Annotated in this window: 22 protein-coding genes and 1 tRNA gene; 6 read left to right on the forward strand and 17 right to left on the reverse strand. The window is 72.4% G+C overall.

The annotated features are described in order from the left end of the window. Positions 1 to 88: 88 nt before the first annotated feature. Positions 89 to 454 (forward strand): MerR family transcriptional regulator, encoded by a 366-nt coding sequence (locus ACFHW0_RS00520; RefSeq protein ID WP_416605224.1) that lies wholly within the window; start codon positions 89 to 91, stop codon positions 452 to 454. A gap of 118 nt (positions 455 to 572) precedes the next feature. Here the strand turns inward: ACFHW0_RS00520 and polA are convergent, their stop codons facing one another. The 11 genes from polA to ACFHW0_RS00575 form a co-directional block, all read right to left on the reverse strand. Continuing rightward, the gene (gene polA, locus ACFHW0_RS00525; RefSeq protein WP_416604698.1) at positions 573 to 3,272 is read right to left on the reverse strand and encodes a DNA polymerase I; all 2,700 of its coding nucleotides are present in this window, start codon (positions 3,270 to 3,272) and stop codon (positions 573 to 575) included. Positions 3,273 to 3,389: 117 nt separating this feature from the next. After that, on the reverse strand, positions 3,390 to 4,199 hold the full coding sequence (locus ACFHW0_RS00530) for an amino acid ABC transporter ATP-binding protein (RefSeq protein ID WP_416604699.1): 810 nt from the start codon (positions 4,197 to 4,199) through the stop codon (positions 3,390 to 3,392). Next, positions 4,196 to 5,176, reverse strand: a complete 981-nt coding sequence (locus tag ACFHW0_RS00535) for an amino acid ABC transporter permease (protein WP_416604700.1) — start codon at positions 5,174 to 5,176, stop codon at positions 4,196 to 4,198. The genes ACFHW0_RS00530 and ACFHW0_RS00535 overlap by 4 nt, the downstream gene beginning before the upstream one ends. Before the next feature lie 2 nt (positions 5,177 to 5,178). After that, on the reverse strand, positions 5,179 to 6,090 hold the full coding sequence (locus ACFHW0_RS00540) for an ABC transporter substrate-binding protein (RefSeq protein ID WP_416604701.1): 912 nt from the start codon (positions 6,088 to 6,090) through the stop codon (positions 5,179 to 5,181). A gap of 33 nt (positions 6,091 to 6,123) precedes the next feature. Beyond that, the gene (locus tag ACFHW0_RS00545) at positions 6,124 to 6,834 is read right to left on the reverse strand and encodes an ABC transporter ATP-binding protein (protein WP_101411744.1); all 711 of its coding nucleotides are present in this window, start codon (positions 6,832 to 6,834) and stop codon (positions 6,124 to 6,126) included. Continuing rightward, positions 6,824 to 7,669 (reverse strand): ABC transporter ATP-binding protein, encoded by an 846-nt coding sequence (locus ACFHW0_RS00550; RefSeq protein ID WP_121400629.1) that lies wholly within the window; start codon positions 7,667 to 7,669, stop codon positions 6,824 to 6,826. The genes ACFHW0_RS00545 and ACFHW0_RS00550 overlap by 11 nt, the downstream gene beginning before the upstream one ends. Next, on the reverse strand, positions 7,662 to 8,771 hold the full coding sequence (locus ACFHW0_RS00555; RefSeq protein WP_416604703.1) for a branched-chain amino acid ABC transporter permease: 1,110 nt from the start codon (positions 8,769 to 8,771) through the stop codon (positions 7,662 to 7,664). The genes ACFHW0_RS00550 and ACFHW0_RS00555 overlap by 8 nt, the downstream gene beginning before the upstream one ends. After that, positions 8,768 to 9,718, reverse strand: a complete 951-nt coding sequence (locus ACFHW0_RS00560; protein WP_416604704.1) for a branched-chain amino acid ABC transporter permease — start codon at positions 9,716 to 9,718, stop codon at positions 8,768 to 8,770. Before ACFHW0_RS00560 ends, ACFHW0_RS00555 begins: the two co-directional genes overlap by 4 nt. A gap of 108 nt (positions 9,719 to 9,826) precedes the next feature. Beyond that, on the reverse strand, positions 9,827 to 10,984 hold the full coding sequence (locus tag ACFHW0_RS00565; RefSeq protein ID WP_121400626.1) for a branched-chain amino acid ABC transporter substrate-binding protein: 1,158 nt from the start codon (positions 10,982 to 10,984) through the stop codon (positions 9,827 to 9,829). A gap of 259 nt (positions 10,985 to 11,243) precedes the next feature. After that, positions 11,244 to 12,410 (reverse strand): hypothetical protein, encoded by a 1,167-nt coding sequence (locus tag ACFHW0_RS00570; RefSeq protein WP_416604706.1) that lies wholly within the window; start codon positions 12,408 to 12,410, stop codon positions 11,244 to 11,246. 81 nt (positions 12,411 to 12,491) lie between these two features. Beyond that, positions 12,492 to 13,112, reverse strand: a complete 621-nt coding sequence (locus ACFHW0_RS00575; protein ID WP_151457121.1) for an ANTAR domain-containing response regulator — start codon at positions 13,110 to 13,112, stop codon at positions 12,492 to 12,494. A 104-nt stretch (positions 13,113 to 13,216) separates the two neighbouring features. Between ACFHW0_RS00575 and ACFHW0_RS00580 the strand changes: the two genes are divergently transcribed. Both ACFHW0_RS00580 and ACFHW0_RS00585 read left to right on the forward strand, forming a co-directional pair. Continuing rightward, positions 13,217 to 13,289 (forward strand) — tRNA-Leu (locus ACFHW0_RS00580). 36 nt (positions 13,290 to 13,325) lie between these two features. Continuing rightward, complete coding sequence (locus tag ACFHW0_RS00585; RefSeq protein WP_416604707.1) at positions 13,326 to 14,075, forward strand: helix-turn-helix domain-containing protein; 750 nt, start codon at positions 13,326 to 13,328, stop codon at positions 14,073 to 14,075. Between the two features lie 212 nt (positions 14,076 to 14,287). Here the strand turns inward: ACFHW0_RS00585 and ACFHW0_RS00590 are convergent, their stop codons facing one another. Continuing rightward, positions 14,288 to 15,466 (reverse strand): trans-sulfuration enzyme family protein, encoded by a 1,179-nt coding sequence (locus tag ACFHW0_RS00590; RefSeq protein ID WP_416604708.1) that lies wholly within the window; start codon positions 15,464 to 15,466, stop codon positions 14,288 to 14,290. An 83-nt stretch (positions 15,467 to 15,549) separates the two neighbouring features. On the opposite strand from ACFHW0_RS00590, the gene ACFHW0_RS00595 reads away from it, so the two are divergent. Together ACFHW0_RS00595 and ACFHW0_RS00600 are read left to right on the forward strand one after the other, a co-directional pair. Next, positions 15,550 to 16,029 (forward strand): Lrp/AsnC family transcriptional regulator, encoded by a 480-nt coding sequence (locus ACFHW0_RS00595; RefSeq protein ID WP_132236429.1) that lies wholly within the window; start codon positions 15,550 to 15,552, stop codon positions 16,027 to 16,029. A gap of 81 nt (positions 16,030 to 16,110) precedes the next feature. Then, a complete protein-coding gene (locus ACFHW0_RS00600; protein ID WP_416605225.1) occupies positions 16,111 to 17,121 on the forward strand; it encodes an LLM class flavin-dependent oxidoreductase in 1,011 nt (336 codons plus the stop codon). A gap of 222 nt (positions 17,122 to 17,343) precedes the next feature. Here the strand turns inward: ACFHW0_RS00600 and ACFHW0_RS00605 are convergent, their stop codons facing one another. Continuing rightward, positions 17,344 to 19,617 carry a cellulose binding domain-containing protein gene (locus ACFHW0_RS00605; protein WP_416604710.1) on the reverse strand — a complete coding sequence of 758 codons (2,274 nt, stop codon included), beginning with the start codon at positions 19,615 to 19,617 and terminating at the stop codon, positions 17,344 to 17,346. A gap of 372 nt (positions 19,618 to 19,989) precedes the next feature. Here ACFHW0_RS00605 and ACFHW0_RS00610 point away from each other — a divergent pair, with 372 nt between their 5' ends. After that, positions 19,990 to 21,423, forward strand: a complete 1,434-nt coding sequence (locus ACFHW0_RS00610) for a pyridoxal-dependent decarboxylase (RefSeq protein WP_416604711.1) — start codon at positions 19,990 to 19,992, stop codon at positions 21,421 to 21,423. 111 nt (positions 21,424 to 21,534) lie between these two features. Here ACFHW0_RS00610 and ACFHW0_RS00615 read toward each other — a convergent pair whose 3' ends face one another. From ACFHW0_RS00615 to pyk, 4 genes are all read right to left on the reverse strand, one after another. Beyond that, on the reverse strand, positions 21,535 to 22,599 hold the full coding sequence (locus tag ACFHW0_RS00615) for a TSUP family transporter (RefSeq protein WP_416604712.1): 1,065 nt from the start codon (positions 22,597 to 22,599) through the stop codon (positions 21,535 to 21,537). A gap of 192 nt (positions 22,600 to 22,791) precedes the next feature. After that, positions 22,792 to 23,262 (reverse strand): RrF2 family transcriptional regulator, encoded by a 471-nt coding sequence (locus tag ACFHW0_RS00620; protein WP_416604713.1) that lies wholly within the window; start codon positions 23,260 to 23,262, stop codon positions 22,792 to 22,794. 80 nt (positions 23,263 to 23,342) lie between these two features. After that, positions 23,343 to 24,227, reverse strand: coding sequence for an acyl-CoA thioesterase (locus ACFHW0_RS00625; RefSeq protein WP_416604714.1), 885 nt, complete (start codon positions 24,225 to 24,227; stop codon positions 23,343 to 23,345). After that, on the reverse strand, positions 24,224 to 25,672 hold the full coding sequence (pyk, locus tag ACFHW0_RS00630; protein WP_121400616.1) for a pyruvate kinase: 1,449 nt from the start codon (positions 25,670 to 25,672) through the stop codon (positions 24,224 to 24,226). Before pyk ends, ACFHW0_RS00625 begins: the two co-directional genes overlap by 4 nt. Positions 25,673 to 25,742 lie beyond the last annotated feature (70 nt).

Here is a 25,742-nt window from a genome sequence, read left to right on the forward strand (position 1 = left end):
GGCAGAAGTGCCGGCGTCGCTGTCTGCCTGGTGGTGGTGCCGACGCCGCCTGGCGTCCTGGTAGAAACGGTGCCCGGAGGTGCGGACCATGCTGATCGGCGAGCTGGCGGAGGCCACCGGCACCACCCCACGCGCGCTGCGGCACTACGAGCGGCACGGACTGCTCGATTCCCGACGGGCCCACAACGGCTACCGGATCTACGACGAGCGCTCGGTCGGCCGGGTGCGCAACATCCGTCACCTGCTGGCCGCCGGCCTGACGCTGGACGACGTGCGGACGTTCCTGCCCTGCCTGGACGGGGACGTGGCCGCCGCCGCGCCCGCGCCCGCCGGTGTCCGGGTCGCCCTGGACCGCCTCGCGGTGCTCGACGCCCGCATCGCCGCGCAGACGGCGGTACGCGACCGGCTCGCGGCGGCCCTGCGCGCGGCGGGCGCGGCCGTCCCGCACGCCTGACGACGACGCGGACCCGCCGTCCTGCCCCCACCCACGGCCGTCCCGCTCAATTCGACGACGCGGGCCCCACCGCCCTCCCCGGGCAGGGCCGGCGCCGACGCGCGGCGGGACGTGCCCGTCAGTGGTCGGCGCTGTTCCAGTCGCGCCCCTCGCCCACCGAGACCTCCAGCGGCACCGACAGCGGGTGTGCCGCGCCCATCTCCCGCCGCACCAGCGCCTCCAGGGTCTCCCGTTCGCCCGGGGCGACCTCGAAGACCAGCTCGTCGTGCACCTGGAGCAGCATCCGCGAGCGCAGGCCCGCCTGGCGCAGCGCCGTGTCGACGTGCAGCATGGCGACCTTGATGATGTCGGCCGCCGAGCCCTGGATGGGGGCGTTGAGCGCCATCCGCTCGGCCATCTCCCGGCGCTGCCGGTTGTCGCTGACCAGGTCGGGCAGGTAGCGGCGGCGGCCCAGGATGGTCGAGGTGTAGCCGTCGTGCCGGGCGCGGGCGACGACCTCCTGGAGGTAGTCGCGTACCCCGCCGAAACCGGCGAAGTAGTTCTCCATCAGCCCGCGCGCCTCCTCGGCGGTGATCCCGAGCTGCTGGGAGAGGCCGAACGCGCTCAGCCCGTACGCCAGGCCGTAGTTCATCGCCTTGATCTTGCGCCGCTGGTCGGCGGTGACCTCGTCGACCGGCACCCCGAAGACCGACGAGGCGGTGGCGGCGTGGAAGTCGGCGCCGGAGTTGAACGCGTCGATGAGCGCGTCGTCCGACGACAGGTGCGCCATGATCCGCATCTCGATCTGGCTGTAGTCGGCGGTGAGCAGGCACTCGTAGCCCTCCCCCACCACGAAGGCACGCCGGATGCGGCGGCCCTCCTCGGTGCGGATCGGGATGTTCTGCAGGTTGGGCTCGGTCGAGGAGAGCCGGCCCGTGGCCGCCACCGTCTGGTTGAACGTGGTGTGGATGCGACCGTCGTCGGAGACCGACTTGAGCAGCCCGTCGACGGTCGTCTTGAGCTTCGCCACGTCCCGGTGGCGCAGCAGGTGGGCCAGCACCGGGTGCGGGTTCTGCGCGTGGAGCCACTGGAGGGCGTCGGCGTCGGTGGTGTAGCCGGTCTTGATCTTCTTGGTCTTGGGCAGGCCCAGCTCGCCGAAGAGGATCTCCTGCAACTGCTTCGGCGAGCCGAGGTTGAACTCCCGGCCGACCGCCTCGTACGCCCCCTGGGCGGCGGCCTTCACCTCGGCGGCGAAGTGCGCCTCCAGCTCGGAGAGGTAGTGCGTGTCGGCGGCGATGCCGGTGCGCTCCATGCCGGCGAGCACCCGCATCAGCGGCAGCTCCACCCCGGCCATCAGCCGCGCCGACTGCTCGCCGTCGCGGGACAGCTCGGCGTCGATCGCGTCGGCCAGGTCGAGGGTGGCGCGGGCCTGGAGCATGAGGTTCTGCTCCGCCTCGCCGTCGTTGCCGAGCCCCTCCAGGGTGAGCTGGCCGGTCTCCGGGGCGTCGACCCGCAGCTCGCGGTGCAGGTAGCGCAGGGCCAGGTCGGTCAGGTCGTAGGAGCGCTGGTCGGGGCGGGCCAGGTAGGCGGCGATCTGGGTGTCGCGGAGGATGCCCTCCAGGCTCCAGCCGTGCGCGGCGAACGCCAGCACCGCCGGCTTGCTGTCGTGCAGCACCTTGGGCCGCCCGGCGTCGGCCAGCCAGGCCGCCAGGGCGGCCTCGTCGGTCGGCTCCAGGGTGGCGGGATCGCACCAGGCCGCCGCGCCGCCGCCGGTGGCCAGGGCCAGCCCGGTCACCGAGGCGGTGTGCCGGCGGTTGGGGCCCGTGTCGAGCTTCGCCGCCACGCCCACCGGGGTGTCGGCCGGTGCGTGCGTCTCCAGCCACCCGGCGAGCGCCCCGGGCTCGGTGAGCACCTCGCCGGTCAGGTCGAACCCGGACTCGGCCTCCGGCTCCACCGCCTCCAGGTACTGGTAGAGCCGGTCGCGCAGGATGCGGAACTCGAGGGTGTCGAAGACCTGGTGGACGGCCTCGCGGTCCCACCCCTCCCACCGCGCGTCCTCGGGGCGCAGCGGCAGTTCCAGGTCGGAGACGAGACAGTTGATCTCGTAGTTGCGGATCACGTCGGCGAGCCGCTCGCGCAGGCTGTCGCCGGCCTTGCCCTTGATCTCGTCGGCCCGCGCGACGACCCCGTCGACCCCGCCGTACGTGGTGATCCACTTCGCGGCGGTCTTCGGGCCGACACCGGGCACGCCGGGCAGGTTGTCGCTGGTCTCGCCCACCAGGGCGGCCAGGTCGCGGTAGCGCTCCGGGGGGACGCCGTACTTCGCCTCGATCGCCCCCGGGTCCATCCGGGCCAGGTCGGAGACGCCCTTGCGCGGGTAGAGCACCGTGATCCGGTCGCCGACGAGCTGGAACGCGTCCCGGTCGCCGCTGCTGATCAGCACCGACATGCCCTGGTCGCGGGCCTGGCAGGCGAGGGTGGCGATGATGTCGTCGGCCTCGAAGCCCTCCTTCTCCACCACCGGGATGCGCAGCGCCGCGAGGACCTCCTTGACCAGGCTGACCTGGCCCTTGAAGTCGGTCGGGGTCTCGCTGCGGCCGGCCTTGTACTCCGCGTACTTCTCGGTGCGGAAGGAGCGGCGGGAGACGTCGAAGGCGACCACGATGTGCGTCGGCTGCTCGTCGCGCAGCACGTTGATCAGCATGGACGTGAAGCCGTAGACCGCGTTGGTCGGCTGCCCCGTCGTGGTGGAGAAGTTCTCCACCGGCAGGGCGAAGAACGCCCGGTATGCCATGGAATGTCCGTCGACGAGAAGCAGGCGCGGCGTCGTAGCTGTCACGGCAGCGACTCTAGCCGCCCGCTCCGACACTCCCGGACACCGGCACGGGCGCGACCGCGACGGACGCCACCGGCACGGGCGCCGACGCGGCCCGGGTGGGCCGCGCCGGCGTACCGCTCAGAGCACCTTGGCCAGGAACGCCTTCGTCCGGTCGTGCCGGGGGTTCGCGATCACCTCGCGGGGCACGCCGGACTCGACCACGACGCCGCCGTCCATGAAGACCAGCGAGTCGCCGACCTCCCGGGCGAAGCCGATCTCGTGGGTGACCACGATCATCGTCATGCCCTCGCGCGCCAGGTCCTTCATCACGTCGAGCACCTCCCCGACCAGCTCCGGGTCGAGCGCGCTGGTGGGCTCGTCGAAGAGCATCAGCTTCGGCTGCATGGCCAGCGCCCGGGCGATCGCCACCCGCTGCTGCTGGCCGCCGGAGAGCTGGCCCGGGTAGTTGCCGAGCTTGTCGCCCAGCCCCACCCGCTCCAGCAGGGCGGCGGCCCGGTCCTGGGCGGCGGCCTTGGACTCGCGGCCCAGCAGCACCGGCGCCTCGGCGACGTTCTCCAGGGCGGTCATGTGCGGGAAGAGGTTGAACCGCTGGAACACCATGCCGATCGCCCGGCGCTGCGCGGCGACGTCCTTCTCCCGCATCTCGTGCAGCTTGCCGCCGCGCTCGCGGTAGCCGATCAGGTCGCCGTCCACCCAGATCCGGCCGGCGTTGATCTTCTCCAGGTGGTTGATGCAGCGCAGGAACGTCGACTTACCGGAGCCGGAGGGGCCCAGCAGGCAGCACACCTCGCCACTCCGGACCTCCAGGTCGATGCCCTTGAGCACCTCGATCGCCCCGAACGACTTGTGCACCTGCTCGGCCCGGACCATCGGCCCGGACTCCACCGCCGGTCCGCCGGTCTGCGCCGGCACCGTCAGCTCGGTCATGCGCCGTCCGCCTTCCCGGTCGTGCCGCCGCTCTCCGCCGCGATCCCCCGCAGCTTGGTCTTCGCCCGCCCGCTGCGCCCGACGCCCTTGGAGAAGTGCCGCTCCAGGTAGTACTGCCCGACCATCAGCACGCTGCTCAGCAGCAGGTACCAGATGGTCGCCGCGACCAGCATCGGAAAGACCTGGAAGGTCCGGCTGCCCACGGCCCTGATCTGGAAGAACAGCTCCATCGAGACCGGCACGAAGGCCACCAGCGAGGTGTCCTTGAGCATGGCGATGGTCTCGTTGCCGGTCGGCGGGACGATCACCCGCATGGCCTGCGGCAGCACGATCCGGCGCAGGATCTGCCCCCGGCGCAGGCCGAGCGCCTGGGCGGCCTCCGTCTGGCCCTCGTCGACCGACTGGATGCCGGCCCGGACGATCTCCGCCATGTAGGCGGCCTCCGACAGGCCCAGCGCCAACGCGCCGGCGACGAATCCGGTCAGGATGTCCACAGCGGAGAAGCCGAACAGCCGCGCCTCGAAGTCGTCGACCCCGAACAGGGCGCCGATCTGCCGGTCGAAGGGCAGGCCGAACTCGATGCGCGCCCAGAGGATGCCCAGGTTGCCGAAGAGGATCGCCAGCACCAGCCGGGGCACCGCCCGGAAGAACCAGGTGTACGCCCACGCGACACCGCGCAGGATCGGGTTCTCCGACAGCCGCATGATGGCGATGACCACGCCCAGCCCGACGCCGATCAGCATGGCGGTCGCCAGCAGCGCGAGGCTGCCGCGCACCCCCGCCATGATCGGCGGGCGGAACATCTCGTCGACCATGAACGACCAGTTGAACGCCTTGTTCGTCACCAGCAGGTGCACGAACATGGCCACCAGCACCCCGATCACGGCGACGGCGACCCACCGCCCGGGATGCCGCACGGGCACGGCGCGGATGGGTTCCGGCCGTGCCCGTTCGGATGTTTCTGTTCCGACCGACATGGTCAGCTGGTCGGGTTCAGCGCCGGAGTCGTGATGGCGCCGCCCTCGACGCCCCACTTCTTCAGCGCGCCCTGGTACGTGCCGTCGGCGATGACCGCCGTGACGGCCTCCTTGAGCACCTCGGCGAACGCGGCCTGGTCCTTCTTCACCGCGTAGCCGTACGGGGCCGACTCGTAGATGGCGCCGAGCAGCTCCAGCTGGCCGTTGCTCTGCTTCACCGCGTACGCGCCGACCGGGGAGTCCGCCAGCATGGCGTCGTTCTTGCCGCTGACCACGGCGGCGGTGGCGTCGCTCTGCGCCTGGTACTGGTCGATGGTGATGGCCGGCTTGCCGGCGTCGGTGCACTTCTTCGACCGGGCGGTGATGTCGTCGAGCTGCACGGTGCCGACCTGCACGGCGATCTTCTTGCCGCAGGCGTTCTCGGTGTCGACCTTGGCCGGGTTGCCGGCCTTGGTCGCCCACTGGGTGCCGGCGGAGAAGTAGCTGACCATGTTGACGGTCTTCATCCGCTCGGCGTTGATGGTGAACGAGGAGACGCCGACCTCGTACTTGCCCGAGTCCACGCCGGGCAGGATCGCGTCGAACGGCGCCGACTCGTACTCGGCCTTCAGGCCGAGCTTCTGCGCGACGGCGTTGAACAGCTCGATGTCGAAGCCGACGACCGTCTTGCCGTCGGCGTCGAGGAACTCCGCCGGGGCGTACGTCGAGTCGGTGCCGACCTTGATCACGCCGTCGGCCTTGATGGCGTCGGGCACCTTCGCGGCCAGCGCCGAGTCGGCGGCGGCGGTGACGCTGGGGCCGGCACCGGGCTGCTCGGTGCTCTCCTTCTCGCCGCAGCCGGCCAGCGAGAGGGCGAGCAGGGCGGCGCCGGTGACGCCGAGGGCGGCCCGGCGGCCACCACTGATGCGGAACATGGGGTACTCCTTGCGATGAGGGGTGACGGCCGGTCAGGCCACGCCGAGGTAGGCCTCTTTGACCGCCGGGTCGTGCAGCAGCTCGGCGCCGGTGCCGCTCTTGACGATCCGGCCGGTCTCCAGCACGTACGCCCGGTGGGCCCGGGCCAGCGCCTGCTGGGCGTTCTGCTCCACCAGCAGGACGGTGGTCCCCTGCTGGTTGATCTCGACGATGATGTCGAAGATCTGCTGGATCAGCATCGGTGCCAGACCCATCGAGGGCTCGTCGAGCAGCAGCAGCTTCGGCCGGCTCATCAGCGCCCGCCCGACGGCCAGCATCTGCTGCTCGCCGCCGGAGAGGGTGCCGCCCTGCTGCCTGCGCCGCTCGGCCAGGCGCGGGAAGAGCCCCAGCACCCGGTCGAGGTCCTGGGCGATGCCGGCCCGGTCACGCCGGGTGTACGCGCCCATGTCCAGGTTCTCCAGCACCGTCATGCCCGGGAAGATCCCGCGGCCCTCGGGGGCCTGGCACAGCCCCCGCCGTACCCGCAGGTCCGCCCGGAGCTTGGTGATGTCCTCACCGTCGAACCGGATGCTGCCGCTGGCGACCGGCCGGATCCCGGAGATCGCCCGCATCGTGGTCGACTTGCCGGCACCGTTGGCGCCGATCAGGGCGACGATCTCGCCCTCGTCCACCGTCAGGCTGATGCCGTGCAGCGCCTGGATCCGCCCGTAGAGCAGGCTCACATCGTCGATCTCAAGCAGCATCGTCCGGCACCCCCAGGTACGCCGCGATCACCTTCGGGTTCTCCCGCACCTCGGCGGGCAGCCCCTCGGCGATCTTCTTTCCGAACTCCAGCACCACGATCCGGTCGGTGACCCCCATGACCAGGCGCATGTCGTGCTCGATGAGCAGCACGGTCACGCCGGTGTCCCGGATCTGCCGGATGAGCTGGAGCAGTTCCTCCTTCTCCGCCGGGTTGAAGCCGGCGGCCGGCTCGTCCAGGCAGAGCAGCACCGGGTCGGTGGCCAGCGCGCGGGCGATCTCCAGCCGCCGCTGCTCGCCGTAGGAGAGGTTGCGGGCGAACTCGTGCATCCGCCGACGGATGCCGACGAACTCCAGCAGGCGCTCGGCCTTCTCCCGGCTCTCGCGCTCCTCCTTCCAGTACCGCGGCAGGCGGAACAGCGCGGAGATGACGCTGGTCTTGTTGTGCGCGTCGGCGCCGACCAGGACGTTCTCCAGCGCCGTCATCTCCGGGAAGAGGCGGATGTTCTGGAACGTCCGCGCCATGCCCATCTTGGTGATCTGGTGCCGCTTCTTGCCGCTGACCTTCTGGCCACGGAACCGGATCTGCCCCTCGGTGGGCTGGTAGATGCCGGTCATGGCGTTGAAGCAGGTGGTCTTGCCGGCGCCGTTCGGGCCGATCAGACCGAGGATCTCGCCCTTGTAGAGGGTGAAGTCCACCTCGTTCAGGGCGACCACACCGCCGAAGCGCAGCGTGACCTTGTCGACCTCCAGCAGCGGCTCCCGGGTGGGCACCGCCTCCACGGCCGGTGCGCCGGCCTGCGCCGGAACGGCCGGCGTCTGCTCGGTGTCACTCACCGACGGTCACCTCCTTGCGACGATCCTTGAACTCCGCCGCACGTCGTCGGTTGGGGATCAGACCCTCCGGCCGGAAGATCATCATGATCACCAGCACCAGGCCGAAGAACAGGAAGCGGTACTCGTACAGCTCGATGCCGAACAGCTCGATGCCGCGGAACCGCTCGATCATGTACGCCACCAGACCACCGCCGACGATCGCGCCGACGATGTTGCCCGAACCACCGAAGATGACCGCGGCCAGGATGATGATCGAGTTCAGCAGCTCGAAGTTCTGCGAGTTGACGAAGTTCTGTTTGCCCGCGAACAACGCGCCGGCCAGGCCGGCGATCGCGGCGCCCGCGGCGAACGCCCACAGCTTGAACTTGAACGTGGGCACGCCCATGAGCTGCGCGGCGTCCTCGTCCTCGCGGATCGAGATCCAGGCGCGCCCGACCCGGCTGTGGGTCAGGTTCCGCACCCCGATCACCACCAGGATGATCACCGTGAGCACCAGCCAGTAGTACGGGCGGGCGTCGAGCACGCCGAAGACCGGCTTGCCGTCGGCGTACTGGCCCGGGGGGTGCGGGATCTGGTTGAAGCCCCGCTGGCCCTTCAGGAACTCCGAGCTGACCGCACCGATCCGGATCATCTCGGCGAAGCCGAGCGTCACCAGCGCCAGGTAGTCGCCCCGCAGCCGCAGGGTCGGCGTACCGAGCATCACGCCGGAGACCATCGTCAGGGCGATCGCCACCGGCACCGCCAGCAGCCACGGCCACAGCGTCTTGATGTCGCTGCTCGGCGAGGTCAGCACCGCCACGGTGTACGCGCCGACGGCGAAGAAGCCGAAGTAGCCGAGGTCGAGCAGGCCGGCGAAGCCGACCACGATGTTCAGACCGACGGCCAGCAACACGTAGATCGAGACGGTGAACATCACCTGGGTGAAGTTCGCACCGGGGGTCGGGATCGGCCCGAGGTACTGGTAGAACTCCTTGTTCGGCAGCGCGTAGAAGAACACGATCACCGCGGCCAGCAGCGCCCAGCGCACCCAGCGCGGCGCGCCGCGCCACCGTTCGCCGGCCGCCTCGCGGCCGGAGCGCACCTTTTCCAAGACGGTCGTCATGCCCGTGCCCTCCCCAGCGACTCACCCAGCAGACCGGTCGGCCGGAACATCAGCAGCACCACCAGCAGCGCGAACGCGGCGAAGTCCTTCCACTCGCTGCCGAACAGGCCGGAGGCGTAGTTCTCCACCACGCCCAGCAGGAGGCCGCCGAGCAGCGCCCCGCGCAGGTTGCCGATGCCGCCGAGCACCGCGGCGGTGAAGGCCTTCAGGCCGAGCAGGAAGCCGACGCTGTAGGTGAGGGTCTGGATCCGTACGTCGTAGAGCAGACCGGCGACGCCGGCCATGCTGCCGCCGGCGATGAAGACCATCAGGATGATCCGGTCCTTGTTCACGCCCATCAGCGCGGCGGTGTTGGCGTCCTGGGCGACCGCCCGGATACCGCGCCCGACCCGGCTGCGGTTGATGAACAGATCCAGCGCGATCATCATCACCAGCGCCGCGCCGAGGGTGAGCAGCTGCACCGCGTCGATCGGCACGCCGAAGACGTGGAAGAGGGGATCCTGGCTGACCAGGATCGGGGCGCCCTCGGGGCGGCGGCGGGTCCAGATGCCGAACGCCTCGGAGATGGCGATGGACGCGCCGATCGCGGTGATCAGGAAGGCCAGCGGCGGCGCGTTGCGCTTACGCAGCGGCCGGTACGCCACCCGCTCGATCACGGTGGCCGTGCCGGCGGAGGCGATCGCCGCGACGATCATCGCCACCAGCAGGTAGAACATGATCGACCCGATGCCGCTGACCTGCGAGTTCTGGTCGAGCCCGAAGCCGTTCCAGGTCCAGATCGCCGCGAACGCGCCGGCGATGAAGACCTCGGAGTGGGCGAAGTTGATGAGTCTCAGCACGCCGTAGACCAGCGTGTAGCCGAGCGCGACCAGGGCGTAGATCGCGCCCTGCGTCAGGCCGGTCGTCGTGTATGTCCCGAAGTTGGAGAACAGGTCGTCGAAGTTCAATGAAGGGACACTCCATCAGGGTCTGGAGAGAAAAGTGGGGCGCGGCCGGGAGCACAGCTCCCGGCCGCGCCCGCGATCACCACTCAATCGCCGTAGCAGCGACCGACGTCAGGACTTGGGGATCTCCTGCTCCGGAACGACCTTGCCGCCCTCGACCTTGAAGGCCCAGACCTTCACCTGCGCCGGGTCGAGCTCGCCGCCCTCGACGAACTTGTAGCTCGCCGCGACGCCCTCGCCGCTGTAGCCCTTCACGAACTCCAGCAGGCCCTCACGGGTGGTCTTGCCCGCCTTGATGCCGGCGAGCAGGATGTTCGCCGCGTCGTAGGCCGTGTCGCTGTAGGTGCCCGGGTCGGCGCCGTTGAGCGCCTTGTACTCCTGGACGAAGGTGCCGCGCGCCTCGGCGGCCGGCTGGCAGGGGCAGGTGAGGATGGTGCCCTCGGCCGCCGCCGCGCCCGCGGAGGTGATGTACGCGGCGTCGTTCACGCCGTCGCCGGCGACCATCGGGGCGGTGATCCCGGCAGCGGTGAGCTGCTTGCGGATCAGGCCGGCCTCCTGGTAGTAGCCACCGTAGAAGATCGCCTTGACGTTGGCGGCCTTGACCTTGGTGACCACGGCGGAGAACTCGACCTGCTTGCCCTCGCCCTGGACCTTGTCGGAGCCGACGACCGCCGGGCCGAGCAGCTTCTTGACCTCGTCGGCCAGGCCGGCGCCGTACGCGGACTGGTCGTCGATGACGTAGACCTTGTCGGCCTTCAGCACGTTCTTGATGTAGTTGCCGGCCGCCGGGCCCTGGCTGAAGTCGTTGCCGACCGCGCGGAAGAACGTCTTCCAGCCCTGGTCCGCCAGGCTCGGGCGGGTCGCGGAGGGGGTGATGGTCACCAGACCGGCCTCGTTGAAGAGCGGACCGGCGGCCTCCGACTCACCCGAGTAGGCCGGGCCCACGATGCCGAGGATCTTGGTGTCGTCGATGGCCTTCTGGGCCAGACCCGGGGCCTGGTCCGGGCTGCCCTGCGAGTCCAGGGGAACCAGCTCGACCTTGCAGTCGGCGTTCTCCTTGTTGTACTTGTCGACCGCCAGCTTGACGCCGTTGTTCTCGTTGATGCCGAGCGCCGCCGACGGGCCGGTCAGCGCGCCGAAGAACGCGATCTTGTTGCCGCAGGCGTCGCCACCGGACGCCGCGTCGTCGCTACTGGAGCATGCCGTGCCGCCGGCGACGAGCGCCACCATGGCGACCCCACCGATAACGCGCGCGAGCTTCTGCCTCAAGGCCCGAACCCTCCTCCGTCCAATGGTCCGAACCACCCGCTGCCGATTGGCCCTTGCGGGGGCGGACGAACCAGACCGTCGTCGCCGGTCTGGGGCCGGACGCTATCCCACCTTTGAGCTGTGACGAAAGCCCCAGGGGAGCGGGTTGACCGAACCGTTACACGGCGTGGCGGATTCGAAACGATCGCTGTAAGAACCGTCGGCCGCGAGAGCTCCTCACCTTCGTTTCATCGGTAACGGGTCGAACCTCGTCCACCCCCTACCGTTCGATGGTCGGCAACCCGACTGACCAGGCACGGGACGCCTTCCCGTCGTCGGACACCAACACCAGTCGATCACCCTGCGAGGCGACCGCCACGGCCGTGTTCCCCCCGTCGGGCACCGGGGCCGGCATGGCCATCAGTCGCCACGAATCCCCCGCATCGGCGGAAAGCCACAGTCCGTGACCACCGCCGTCCCCCGTCACCGCGACCAGCTCCCGCCCGGCCGGCACCAGGGCGTCGACCGAGGACACCCCCGGACCGGCCGCGCCGAACCCGCCGGCCCGCCGCCATTCGTCGCCCGTCAGCCGCCAGGCGGCGAACCCGTCGCGCACCGGGCCGAGGGCCACCACCGCGTCGTCGACCGAGGCAACCCGCTGCGCCTGGCCGCGCCCGTCCGGCACCGGCAGCGCCACCCGCCGCCAGGCCCGACCGTCGGCCGAACTCCAGGCCAGGGGCGCCAGCGCCGTCGCGCCGGCCGGCAGCACCGCGCCCACCACCCACCAACCCGACGGCACGGCCACCGCGTCGTACGCGACCGTCCGGCCCCGCCCGTCACCGGCGAGCTCCGCCACGCCCTCCCGGATCGTGAACCGCTCGCCGTCCGGCGACGCCCAGACCGCCGCCCCGTCGACCCGCGCCCCCGCGATCAGCCAACCGGCCGGACCCGCCGCGAGCCGCGCCACGCTCACCGCGCGCGGGCCGGCGTACAGCTCGAAGGGCGCCGGCGCCTCTCGCAGCCGCCCGTCCGGCGACTGCGACCAGGTGCCCGTGCGCGGGTTGCCGTGCGCGCCGCCGTTCTTCGCCCCGAGCGCCGCCAGCCGGCCGTCGCGGCACGCGGCCGCGTAGAGCACGTGCTGGCGGCCGTAGTGGCTCGACGGCGACACCGGCAGCGCCGTCCACGACACGCCGTCGGCGCTGCGCCAGGCCGCCGGCCGGGTCTCCCCCGCCGCGTCGGCCAGCCCACCGACCGCGTACCACGTGCCGGCGCAGGCCACGGCGTCACGCAGCAGCGGCCGGCCGGGGGCGCCCGGCGGCGCCGGCAGGGTCAGCGGTTGCCACCGCGGGCGCAGCGGCTCGTCGGCGGGCTCCGCGGGGGCCCGGCCGCAGCCGGCCGGCAACACCGCGAGGAGACCGAGCACCGCCACCAGCCGCCGGGTCCGCATGGATCAGATGTTATCGATCAACGGGTCCCCCGAGGAGCCCCCGGAGCCGTCTCCGGCGTGTCGCGTCGTCCCGGCGGCGCGTCAGGAGGCGGGCTGGGCGACCTCGCCGCCGGCGGTCTCGGCCAGGATCCGCTCGGCGACCTCCTTCATGGTCATCCGGTGGTCCATCGCCGTGCGCTGGATCCACTTGAACGCCTGCGGCTCGGTCATCCCGTACGTCGTCATCAGCGCGCCCTTGGCGCGCTCGACGGTCTTGCGGATCTCCAGCCGGTCGGTCAGCCCCGCGACCTCCGCCTCCAGGGCGGCGATCTCCGAGTAGCGCGACAGCGCGATCTCCACCGCCGGCACCAGGTCGCTCTTCTGGAAGGGCTTCACGAGGTACGCCATCGCGCCGGCCGCCCGCGCCCGCTCCACCAGGTCACGCTGGCTGAACGCGGTCAGGATGATCACCGGGGCGATCCGGGCGCCCGCGATCCGCTCGGCGGCGGCCAGCCCGTCCATGATCGGCATCTTGATGTCGAGGATGACCAGATCCGGCTTGAGCTCCTCGGCGAGCCGGACGGCGGTCTCCCCGTCACCGGCCTCGCCGACGACCTCGTACCCCTCCTCGACGAGCATCTCGGCGAGGTCCAGCCGGATGAGCGCCTCGTCCTCGGCGATCAGAACGCGCCTGCGCTCGACGTCCGTCTGCATCTCGGCCACGAGCCACTCCCACCAGTCTGTGCTCGACACCCGCGATGCCGGGTGTCGCCGCCCTTAGCGTAGTGGGTAACCTATGTGGCGCCGCCACAGCGTTGGGCGAGGACGTCCCCGTATTCCAATGGCAGAGAAACGGAGCTCAAACCTCCGACAGTGTGGGTTCGAATCCCACCGGGGACACCGAAAATGTCGTACGGGCGTACGAAACTCGTCCTCGTGCACGCACCCGAGATCCGCGCCCGCGCGCTGAGGGTCCACCTCGGCGGCGCAACCATCGCTGAGACCGCCCGGGCCGTCGGTCTTTCCTACCGGACCGTCTGGGAGTGGTGCCGCGAGCGGCCGCAACCGCTGGTTCGGGGCACGGCAGAGCGCTGTTTCCGCTGCCGTCGTGACGACGGATGTCCGACAGACCCACCGGCCTACAGCTACCTGCTGGGCCTCTACCTGGGTGACGGGCACCTGGTCACCAGTGCGCGGGTGCCGGTCTTGAGGATTTCCTGCGGCGAGGCGTGGCCTGGGTTGATCGACGCCTGCGATTCCGCCATGCGTGCGGTGCTGGCGGCCAAGGTCCAGCGGGTTCCACAACAGGGCTGCGTGAGCGTGCAGAGTTACGGCAAGCACTGGCCGTGCCTGTTCCCGCAGCACGGTCCCGGCAAGAAGCACGAGCGTCAGATCGCCCTCGCCGACTGGCAGAGGAGGATCGTCACCGCCCATGCCGGGGCTTTCCTGCGCGGTCTGTTCCACTCCGACGGCTGCCGGTTCAGCAACCGGGTGACGACGCGCGGGAGGAGCTACGTCTACCCGCGCTACATGTTCGTCAACGAGTCGGCCGACATCATGGGCCTCTGCCAGTGGGCGCTGGACCTGCTCGGCATCGCCTGGCGGATGAACCGCCGCAACTCCCTCTCCGTGGCGCGGCGGGACGCCGTCACCGCCCTCGATCGCCACGTCGGCCCGAAGTCCTGACCGTGCCGCCCGGTCGGCTCCCACGGGTGGAACACCACGGGTGTCACCGGGGCTCGTTGGCACCCGTGGTGTTCCACCCGTGGGAGCCACTACGCCCGCGGCGGGGCGGCTCGCGGCAACGGGGCGACGACTCGCAGCAGCGAGGGCGGGGCGACGGCGTTGGTGCGGGTCAGCCGAGTTCAACGAGGGCAGGGCGACGACGTGGGTGCGGGTCAGCCGAGTTCGGCGAGGGCCTGGGCCAGGTCGGCGCGCAGGTCCTCGGCGTCCTCCAGGCCGACGGAGACGCGCAGCAGGCCTCCGCACGGCTTGGCCTCCCCCTCGACGGGGCGGTGGGTCAGCGAGGCCGGGTGCTGGATGAGAGTGTCGACGCCGCCCAGCGAGACCGCGTGGGTGATCAGCCGGCAGGCGTTCGCGACGGCGGCCGCGGCGGGCGCGCCGCCGCGTACCTCGAAGGCGAGGAGGCTGCCCGGGCCGCTCATCTGCCGTCCGACGAGCCCGGCGGGGTCGTGCAGCGACGGGTGGTGCACTCGCGCGACGGCGGGGTGGGCGGCGAGCCAGGCGGCGAGCTTCTCGGCGCCGGCCTGCTGGGCGCGCACCCGCACCGGCAGGGTCTGCAGGCCGCGGTGCAGCAGGTACGCGCCGAGGGGGTGCAGGATCGCGCCGGTGAGCGCGCGGACCTGGCGCAGTCGGGCGGCCCAGTCGGCGTCGCAGGCGACCACGCCGGCGAGGACGTCGCCGTGCCCGCCGATGCTCTTGGTGGCGCTGTGCAGCACGAGCGTGGCGCCGTGCCGGGTGGGTTGCTGGAGCACGGGGGTGGCGACGGTGTTGTCGACGAGCAGCGGCACGTCGCCGGCGGCGCGGGCGAGGGCGGCGATGTCGACCAGGTCGAGGGTGGGGTTGGCCGGGGTCTCGGCGATCACCAGGGCGGTGTCGGGGCGGACGGCGGCGGCGACCTCGTCGGGACGGGCCCAGGTGACGGTGGTGCCGAGCAGGCCGGTGGCGAGCACGTGGTCGGTGCCGCCGTAGAGGGGGCGGACGGCGACGAGGTGTCGCTTTCCGTCCCTGGTGGCGGCGAGCAGGGTGGCGGTGAGGGCGGCCATGCCGCTGGCGAAGGCGACGGCGTCGGTGGTGTCTTCGAGGTCGGCGAGGGCGGTCTCGAAGCGGGCCACGGTGGGGTTCCACAGGCGCTGGTAGACGGCGCTGCCGCCGGCGGGGAGGGTGCCGCCGGTGGCGAGGGCCTCGTACGCGTCGCCGCCGGCGTCGACCGACGGCAGCGGGTTGGTGGTGGAGAAGTCGATCGGCGGCACGTGGACGCCCAGGGCGGCGAGGTCGTCGCGGCCGGCGTGCACGGCTCTGGTGTCCACGGTCGTCATGCTGGAAGGATCGAACATAGCGTCAACGGGCGGCAATAGTTCCGAACATGATTCGGTAATTGCCCTTGGAAGCGCGTTCCGGTTCGATGGAAGATGCCTGCATGCCCCTTGCTACGAATGATGTGCGGCGGTTCGCCGACCTGGACGACACCGACCGCGCGATCCTGTCGGAGCTGGCCGCCGACGGCCGGCTGCCGAACAACGCCCTCGCCGAGCGGGTCGGGGTGGCCCCCTCGACGTGCCTGACCCGCACCCGCGCCCTGCGGGAGCGCGGGGCGATCCGCGGGTTCCACGCGGAGGTCGATCCGGCGGCGGTGGGGCTGCCGTTGCAGGCGCTGGTGTCGGTGCGGCTGACCGCGCACGAGCGGGCGGCGGTGGACGCGTTCCGGGCCCGGTCGGTGCGGCTGCCGGGGGTGGTGGCGGTGTTCCACGTGGCGGGTGCGGAGGACTACGTGCTGCACGTACGGGCGGCCTCGGCGGACGCGCTGCGGGACTTCGTGCTGGACCACCTGGCCGTGGACCCGGCGGTGCAGCACACCCAGACGAGCCTGATCTTCGAGCAGGCGCGCGGCATGGGCTGAGCGCGCTGCGGGCCCGCGACAGGCGCGTGAGCCGGATCGCCCCGGGGAACAAACCCGAGGTGGGACGGGTTGGCCACCCTTGTGATCAACGTACCGCTGTCTGTTCTCGATCTTGCCCCTGTCGCGGCCGGCGCCACCGCCGGTGCGGCGCTGCGGCACACCACCGAGCTGGCCCGGCGCACGGAGGAACTCGGGTACCGCCGGTTCTGGGTGGCCGAGCACCACAACATGCCGGCGATCGCGAGTTCCGCGCCGGCGGTGCTGCTCGCGCACCTGGCGGCGCACACGTCGACGATCCGGCTGGGCTCGGGCGGGGTGATGCTGCCCAACCACGCGCCGCTGGTGGTGGCCGAGCAGTTCGGCACCCTCGAAGCGCTGCACCCGGGCCGCATCGACCTGGGCATCGGCCGCGCCCCCGGCACCGACCAGGTGACCGCGCTGGCGTTGCGCCGGACGATGGAGGGGCTGTCGGCGGAGGGCTTCCCCCGGGAGCTGGCGGACCTGATGAACTACTTCAGCGGCGAGCGGCCGGGGCCGATCACGGCCACCCCCGGCCTCGGCGAGCAGCCGGCCGTCTGGCTGCTCGGCTCCAGCGGGTTCAGCGCCCAGCTGGCCGGGCTGCTGGGCCTGCCGTTCTCCTTCGCGCACCACTTCAGCGCGCAGAACACGGTGCCCGCGCTGGCGCTGTACCGGCAGAACTTCCGGCCGTCGAAATGGCTGGAGCAGCCGTACGCGATGGTGGCCGTCAACGCGGTCTGCGCGGACACCGACGAGCGGGCGGAGTGGCTGGCGGGGCCGGCGGCGCTGTCGTTCCTGCGGCTGCGCTCGGGGCGGCCCGAGCCCCTGTCGACGCCGGACGAGGCCGCGGCGTACCCGTACACGGAGGCCGAGCGCGAGTTCGTGCGCCAGCGCCGGGACGGGCAGGCGACGGGCTCCCCGGAGACGGTACGGCGGCAGCTCGGCGAGCTGCTGGCGCGCACGGGCGCGGACGAGCTGATGCTGACCACGCTGGTGTACGACGTGGCCGACCGGGTGCGCTCCTACGAGCTGATCGCCGAGCACGTGGCCGGTGGCCTGCGCCGGAAGGGCTGAAACACGATCTTCACGTCGGCGTCACCGGGGCGACGCGTGGCGCGCCTAGTTTTGTCCTCGGTGGTGGTACGGCATTCCCGGTCGGGACGGGTCGGGGATGCCGCGGTGTGGGGCACCGGGCCGGAGCTGTGCGGATTCCGCGGCTGCGGCCCGGTGCCTGTCTCACCCCCGTGGCCGGCCGGCGGAGCGGCACGAGGCGCCGTCGCCGGCCGGGGCACCCGATCAGCGCAGGTAGATGTCGGGCGTGGGCGGGGCGGCCATGCCGTCGCCGAGGAAGAAGCCCGGGTGCGGGGGCTGGTTGTAGGCGGTGTTCTGCCAGGCGACCGCGACCCGGTACTGCGGGTCGTGCATGAGCGTGTGGATCCGGCTGCCGGTGGGCGTGGGCGTGCTGTAGATCCGCAGGGCACGGCTGTCGCTGGTGCGCCAGACGACCTCCTCCCGCCAGTCGCCGAACAGGTCGGCGGAGAGCGCCGGGTTGGACTTGGTGCCGTTGTTCGCCGCCACGCCGCTGGCGGTCAGCAGGCGGGTGTCGCCGCCGGTGCCGTACTTGTCGATGCGGGTGGCGTCGAGCAGTTCCCGGACGGGGTCGCCGTCCCACCAGACGAGGAAGTTCGCCGAGGACGGCCTGCGCCCGACGACGGCTCCGGTGCCGCTGTACAGGTCGCCCATGTGGGTGCCGGCGCCCCAGACCTCGGCGCCGGGGCTGCCGGCGTGGATGTCGGCGGCGACGCCCCGGCCGGGGCCCTCGGCTCCCCCGTTGTTGGGCCGCTGCCAGACGACCTGGCCGGTGCGGGCGTCGTGCAGGTCGGCCGCCGGCTGGTTGCCGGACTCGTGGATCGTGAAGACCTCCAGGCCGGCGCGGCCGGGGACGAGGTCGCCGACGTGCAGGGCGTCGCCGTGGCCGAACCCGGTGGCGTACATGAGGCGGCCGTCGTCGTTGATGGTGGCCGACCCGTACACGATCTCCTGTCGTCCGTCGGCGTCGACGTCGGCGACGGAGAGGTTGTGGTTGCCCTGACCGAAGGCGGCGCCGTTGCCCGAGGCGTTGGAGTCGAAGGTCCAGCGCTTGCGCAGGGTGCCGTCGCGGAAGTCCCAGGCCGCCACGACCGCCCGGGTGTAGTAGCCGCGCGCCATCACCAGCGAGGGGCGCTGCCCGTCGAGGTAGGCGGTGGCGGCGAGGAAGCGGTCGACGCGGTTGCCGTAGTTGTCGCCCCAGGAGGACACCGTGCCCCGGGGCGGGTCGTAGGCGACGGTGGAGAGGACCGCGCCGGTGCGGCCGTCGAACATGGTCAGGTACTCGGGGCCGGCGAGGACGTACCCGCTGGAGTTGCGGTGGTCGGCGGTGGCGGAGCCGATCACCTGGCCGGTGCCGGAGCGGGTGCCGTCGGCGGTCTTCATGGCCACCTCGGCGCGGCCGTCGCCGTCGTAGTCGTACACCTGGAACTGGGTGTAGTGGGCCCCGGCGCGGATGTTGCGGCCCAGGTCGACGCGCCACAGCCGGGTGCCGGCGAGGGTGTACGCGTCGACGTACACGTTGCCGGTGTAGCCGGACTGGGAGTTGTCCTTGGCGTTGGACGGCTCCCACTTGACCACGAACTCGTAGTCGCCGTCGCCGTCGAGGTCGCCGACGGAGGCGTCGTTGGCCGAGTACGTGTAGCTCTCGCCGCTCGGCGTGCTCGCGCCCGGCGGCACCTGCAACGGCACGTCGAGGTGCCCGGCGGGGAACTGGAGCGCGGGCGCGGAGGCGGCCTGCTCGACGCCGCCGACCACGGCGCGCACGGTGTAGGTCGCGTCGGCCGCCGCGCCGCTGTCGAGGTGGTTGGTGGCCCCGGTGATGGGGCTGCCGTTGACCCTGGTCGTGCCGCGGTAGAGGTTGAAGGCCACCCCGGCGGTCTCGGTGCCGAGCAGCCGCCAGGAGACCAGGTTGCCGGTGCCGGAGCGGACGCTGACCAGTCCCCGGTCGAGGTCCTCCATCTGCACCGCCCCGGCCGGGGGCGGAGTGGTGGGCGGCGGGGTGGTCGGCGGCGGGGTCGTGGGCGGTGGACTGCTCGGCGGCGGGGTGGTCGGGCCGCCGGTGGGCACGGCGCCGGTGCAGGTGGTGCCGTTGAGGGCGAAGCCGGTCGGCGGCGGGTTGCTCCCCTCCCACGAGCCGTTGAAGCCGAAGGTGGTGCTGGCACCGGTGGCGATCGCCGCGTTGTGGTCGACGTTGCGGGCGGTCACCTGGGCGCCGGACTGGTCGACGAGGGCGTTCCACGCCTGGGTGACCCGCTGGCCGGCGGGGTACGACCAGGTGAGGGTCCAGCCGTTCACCGGATCGCCCAGGTTCGTGACGGTGACGTCGGCGCCGAAGCCGCCTGGCCACTGGTTGGTGATCCGGTGCTCGACGCGGCAGCCGGCGGCGGCAGCCGAGGCGGTGAGGGTCGGGAGCGTACCGGCGAGGAGTGCGGCCGCGGCGGCTGCGGCGAGCAGCGCGACGCGGCGGTGGGTGACGGGCATGGGGAGTGTCCTCCGGGGAGGTTGGGCGCGCGGCGACCGTCGCCGTCGGCCTGCCCGGGCCGGCGGGAGGAGACGCCGCACTTGCGGCGGTGGTCCGACGCCGTCGGTGCGGCGTCGGTGTCGTCGCCACCGCTCCGGTGTCGGCATCCTGGCGCCGGCAGTGCGGCGTCGGTGCTCCGGCGGGGCGGCGTCGAGGGGGTGGCTCCGCGCACCTGCGATGCTAGGGCAAGCGCTTTCTGCGGACAATCCGTCCTCCCCTGCCGGGCCTCCGCCGCCCTGGCCGCCCCAGCTTCCCCCGCCCCGGCATCCTCCGCGTCGGGGACGCCCGGCGCTTCCCTTGCCCCGGGCCCGGATTCTTGATCGACTCAGGGCGTGGCTGAGCACATGACCCCGGACGAGTTCCGCCGCGCCGGGCACGCCGTGGTGGACTGGATCGCCGACTACTGGGCGACGCTGGAGCGGCGCCCGGTGACCTCGCAGGACCCGCCCGGGACGGTGGCCGCCCGGCTGCCGGCCGGCCCGCCGGAGCACGGCGAACCGGTGGAGGCGGTCCTGGCCGACCTGGACACCCTGATCACGCCGGGGCTGACGCACTGGCAGCACCCCGGCTTCTTCGGCTATTTCCCCGCCAACACCTCCGGGCCCAGCGTGCTCGGCGACCTGGTCAGCGCGGGGCTGGGCGTGCAGGGGATGCTCTGGGCGACCGGGCCGGCGTGCACCGAGCTGGAGACGGTGCTGCTGGACTGGCTCGCCGACCTGCTGGACCTGCCGAAGCGGTTCCGCTCCGGCTCCGGGGGCGGCGGGGTGATCCAGGACTCGGCGTCCTCGGCGACGCTGGTGGCGACCCTGGTCGCGCTGCACCGCGCGGGCGGCGGCCGGTGGCGGGAGGTCGGCGTCGACCGCCGCTACCGCGCCTACGCCTCGACCCAGGGCCACTCGTCCATCGAGAAGGCCGCGCGGATCGCCGGGCTGGGCGCCGACGGCGTACGACCGGTCGAGGTCGACCCGGGGACGCAGGCGATGTCCCCGGCGGCGCTGCGCGCGGCCATCGAGGCGGACGTGGCGGCCGGCGTCGTCCCGGCGATCGTGGTGGCCACCGTCGGCACCACCTCCACGACCGCGATCGACCCGCTGCCGGAGATCGGCGCGATCTGCGCCGAGTACGGGGTCTTCCTGCACGTCGACGCCGCGTACGCGGGGGCGGCGGCGGTCTGCCCGGAGCTGCGGTTCGGGCACGTCGGCCTGGAGTACGCCGACTCGTACTGCTTCGACCCGCACAAGTGGCTGCTCACCGGCTTCGACTGCGACGCGTTCTGGGTGGCCGACACGGCGGAGCTGATCGAGGCGCTGAGCGTGCTGCCGGAGTACCTGCGCAACGCCGCCACCGAGTCCGGCGCGGTGATCGACTACCGGGACTGGCAGGTGCCGCTGGGGCGCCGGTTCCGGGCGTTGAAGCTCTGGTTCGTGCTGCGCTGGTACGGCGCCGAGGGGCTGCGCGCGCACATCCGCTCCGGCGTGGCGCTCGCCGCCCGGTTCGCCGACCGGGTCCGCGCCGACGACCGGTTCGCGCTGGTGGGGGCGCACCCGTACTCGCTGGTGTGCTTCCGGCTGGCGGCGGACGACGAGGCCAATGCGGAGCTGCTGGCCCGGGTCAACGCCACCGGCCGGGTGCACCTGACGCACACCCGGGTCAACGGCCGCTACACGCTGCGCCTGGCCGTCGGCTCCCCGCAGACCACCGAGGTCCATGTCGACGAGGCGTGGACCCTCCTCGCCGACGCCGCGACCGCCCTCCTCCCCCACTGACGACCCGACCCACCGGAGGTCACGCCGCACACCGTGCAGGCCCCGGGAGATCTTGGTGGGAAACGGCCCCTCCGGGGGCACTTTCCCACCAAGATCTCCGCCGTGGACGGGTCAGCGGTGGTCGGGGGCGCCGGCGGTCGCCGGCTGGGGCGTGATCGCGGGTTCCGGGGAGCACGGCAGCGGCGCGGTCGCGCCGGGGACCGCGGGCCGGTCGGCCGCTGCGTCGGTCGCCGCCGAGGGGACACCGGTCGGGGTGCCGGCCGCGAGGGCGCCGGTCGGGGTGCCGGCCGCGAGGGCGGCTGCGACGACGGCCCGCTGACGGCGGGTGCGCAGCAGCGCCCGGACGGCCAGTGCGAGGGCGGCGGCCCAGGCGACGGCCAGCAGGACGTAGACGGCGGGCCGGGCCGGGCCGCCGAGGTCGGCCGAGCGCATCAGCGTGCGGGCGTTGGTCAGCACGATCACGCCGCCGATCGCCGCGCCGAGCAGCTGAGCGGGGACGATGCGCACCAGCCAGGCCGCGATCGGCGCGGCGATCAGGCCGCCGATGAGCAGCGCGGCCACCATGGGCAGCAGGAAGCCCTCGGAGCCGAGGCCGATCAGGAAGCCGAGGCTGGCGGCGCCGGCGACCACGAACTCGGACGTGTCCACCGAGCCGATCACCTTGCGCGGCTCCATCCGCCCGCTGACCAGCAGGGCCGGCGTGGCCACCGGACCCCATCCGCCGCCGCCGGTGGCGTCGACGAAGCCGGCGACCAGGCCGAGCGGGCCCAGGAACCGGCCCCGCAGCCGGCCCCCGCGCCGATCGGTCCGCAGCGGCCGGGAGAAGCGCACCAGCAGGTACGCGCCGAGGGTGAACAGGATGCCGGCCATCCACGGTGCGGCCGACTCGGTGGAGATCGAACTGAGGAAGGTCGCCCCGGCGAACGCCCCCACTGCGCCGGGGAGGGCGATCCGCCCGACCACCCGCCAGTCGACGTTGCCGAACCGCCAGTGCGACACCCCGGCGGCGAGCGTGGTGCCGATCTCGGCCAGGTGCACCGACGCCGACGCGGCGGCCGGCGCCACCCCGACGAGCAGCAGCAACGTGGAGGAGGTCAGCCCGTACGCCATGCCGAGTGCGCCGTCGACGAGTTGCGCGGCGAGCCCGACCAGCGCGAGGACCAGCAGCTTACGCACGAGCGCCCCCTGACTTTTCGGCATCTCCTATCGACTTGGTCGACAATGCGGCACGGGGCGTGCCCCGGTCAAGCCTCCAACCGGTCAGTGAGACGACAGACGCGCCCGGCCGTCGCCACCCGGGCCGGGCGACGACGAGCGCGCCGGAGCCGGAAACGAGGGCCGCGAGGCCGGCGGCGGGGCGGGTGGGGGTCAGGTCCAGGCACGGGGGTCGGCGGCCAGCTCGACGACCCGGCCCGGCAGGGTGCCGCCGGCCACGTCGGCGACGGTGACCAGTTCCAGGATCTCGCGCTCGCTGGCCCGCAGGGCGATCCAGACCTCCTGGAGGGCCCTGGCCGCGCCGTGGTAGCCGAGGTCCTCGGGCCGCTGCCCGCGTACGTGCGCGAGCGGGCCGTCGATCACCCGGATCACCTCGGCCAGCGAGATCTCCCCGGCCGGCCGGGCCAGCCAGTAGCCGCCCTCCGGGCCGCGCTGGGCCTGCACGATGCCGCCCCGGCGCAGTTGCAACAGGATGCTCTCCAGGAACTTCGGCGGGATCTCCTGGGCGCGGGCGATCTGGTCGGCGGTCACGGGCCGGCTTCGCCCGGGCCCGGCGTCGCCGGTCACCGAGGCGAGCTCGGCGACCGCGCGGAGGGCGTAGTCGACCCGGGCGGAGAGGCGCATGCGGCAAGGTTAGTCGCCTGGCCGCCCCGCCCGGACGATCGCCCCTCAGCCGATCGGCCGACGGCGATGTACCACCGAGGTCACTCGCCGACGCGGCGCAGCAGCCCTTCCTGCACCACGCTGGCGATGTGCCGCCCGTCGGTGGTGAACATGCGGCCGGTGGCGAGCCCTCGGGCACCGGAGGCCGACGGGCTCCAGCAGTCGTAGAGGAACCAGTCGTCGGCGCGGAACGGCCGGTGGAACCAGAGCGCGTGGTCGAGGCTGGCACCGACCACACCGCCCGGGCCCCAGACCTCGCCGTGGACCGAGAGCACCGAGTCCAGCAGCGTCAGGTCGGAGGCGTAGGTCAGCGCGCAGGCGTGCAGCAGCGGGTCGTCGGGCAGCTTGCCGTCGATGCGCATCCAGACCCGCTGGTGGGGGTCGGGGGGCCGGTCGCCGGGGCGTACCCAGCCGGGCTCGCCGACGTAGCGGACGTCGATCGGGCGCGGGATCTGCGCCCAGATGCCGAGCCGCTCCGGATAGCGGGCGAGCCGGTCGGTCATCGTCGGGACCTCGTCCGGGCCCGGCACGTCGGGCGGGGTGGGGGCCTGGTGGTCCAGGCCCTCCTCCGTCCGCTGGAACGACGCCGACATGAAGAAGATCGGCTTGTCGTGCTGGAGTGCCACCGAGCGGCGCACCGAGAAGGAGCGGCCGTCGCGGACGTTCTCCACCTCGTACACGATCGGCTCGGCCGGGTCGCCCGGGCGGACGAAGTAGCCGTGCAGGGAGTGCACGAAGCGGGCCGGGTCGACGGTGCGTCCGGCGGCGACCAGCGCCTGGCCGGCGACCTGGCCGCCGTACACCCGCTGGGGACCGACCGGGGGGCTCATCCCCCGGAAGGTCATCCCGCCGGTGTGCTCCAGGTCGAGCACACCCAGGAGCTGGTCGACCGCGGCCTGCCCGACCGCGACGTCCGCGTCGCTCACTGCAAGGCCCGCGCCGACGCCGCGTCGACCAGCGACCCGAGCTGGTGTACGCGCAGCGTGTTGGTCGAGCCGGGGGTGCCGGGCGGGCTGCCGGCGACGATCACCACGTAGTCGCCGGGATTCGCCCGGTCGAGCCCGAGCAGCGCCTGGTCGACCTGGCGGAACATGTCGTCGGTGTGCTCGACGAACGGCATCAGGAACGTCTCCACGCCCCACGAGAGGGCGAGCTGGTTGCGCACCTCGGGCACCGGGGTGAAGGCGAGCAGCGGCAGGTCGCAGTGCAGCCGGGACAGCCGTCGCACGGTGTCGCCGGTCTGCGAGAAGGCGACCAGGGCCTTGGCGCCGATGGCCCGGGCGATCGAGGAGGCGGCGACGGTGAGCGCGCCGCCGTGCGTACGGGGGTCGTGCTGCAGGCGCGGCACGCCGATCGAGCCGGACTCGGTGGTGGTGACGATCTTCGCCATGGTGCTGACGGTGAGCACCGGGTACTTGCCGACGCTGGTCTCGCCGGAGAGCATCACCGCGTCTGCGCCGTCGAGCACGGCGTTGGCCACGTCGGAGGCCTCGGCGCGGGTCGGCCGGGAATTCTCGATCATGGAGTCGAGCATCTGAGTGGCCACGATGACCGGCTTGGCGTTCTCCCGGCAGAGCTGCACGGCACGCTTCTGCACCAGCGGCACCTGGTCCAGCGGCAGCTCGACGCCGAGGTCGCCGCGGGCGACCATGACGCCGTCGAAGGCCAGCACGATCTGCTCCAGGCAGTCGACCGCCTCGGGCTTCTCCACCTTGGCCAGCACGGGGCGGTGCACGCCCTCCTCGGTCATGATGCCGTGCACCAGCTTGATGTCGTCCGCCGAGCGGACGAAGGAGAGCGCGATCAGGTCGACGCCCAGGCCGAGGGCGAAGCGCAGGTCCTCGGCGTCCTTCTCGGACATCGCCGGCACGCTGACCGCCACGTTCGGCAGCGAGACGCCCTTGTTGTTGGAGACCGGGCCGCCCTCGGTGACCAGGCAGCGGATGTCGTTGCCGGTGACGTCGGTGACCTCGACGGCGACCCGGCCGTCGTCGATCAGCAGCCGGTCGCCGGGCTTCACCTCCTGCGGCAGCTTGCGGTAGGTGCAGGAGACCCGCTCCTTGGTGCCGAGGACGTCGTCACCGGTGATGACGACCGAGTCGCCGGTGCGCCACTCGTGCGGGCCGTCGGCGAACCGGCCGAGCCGGATCTTCGGGCCCTGGAGGTCGGCGAGCACGGCCACCGGCCGGCCGGCGGCTTCCGCGGCCTCGCGGACCAGCCGGTACACCGCCTCGTGATCCTCGTGGCTGCCGTGGCTGAAGTTGAGTCTCGCCACGTTCATGCCGGCCTCGACGAGGCCCCGGATGCGCTCCGGCGACGAGGTGGCAGGGCCAAGAGTGCAGACGATCTTCGCGCGGCGTGTCACGCCCATCAGGCTAGTCTCTCCTCCGGGTCGGGCTGTGGGCCGACCCTCTTGCGGACTGCGGAACATTGTCCAACGA

This window comes from Micromonospora sp. LOL_025 (assembly GCF_048060285.1).
Lineage (GTDB): Bacteria > Actinomycetota > Actinomycetes > Mycobacteriales > Micromonosporaceae > Micromonospora.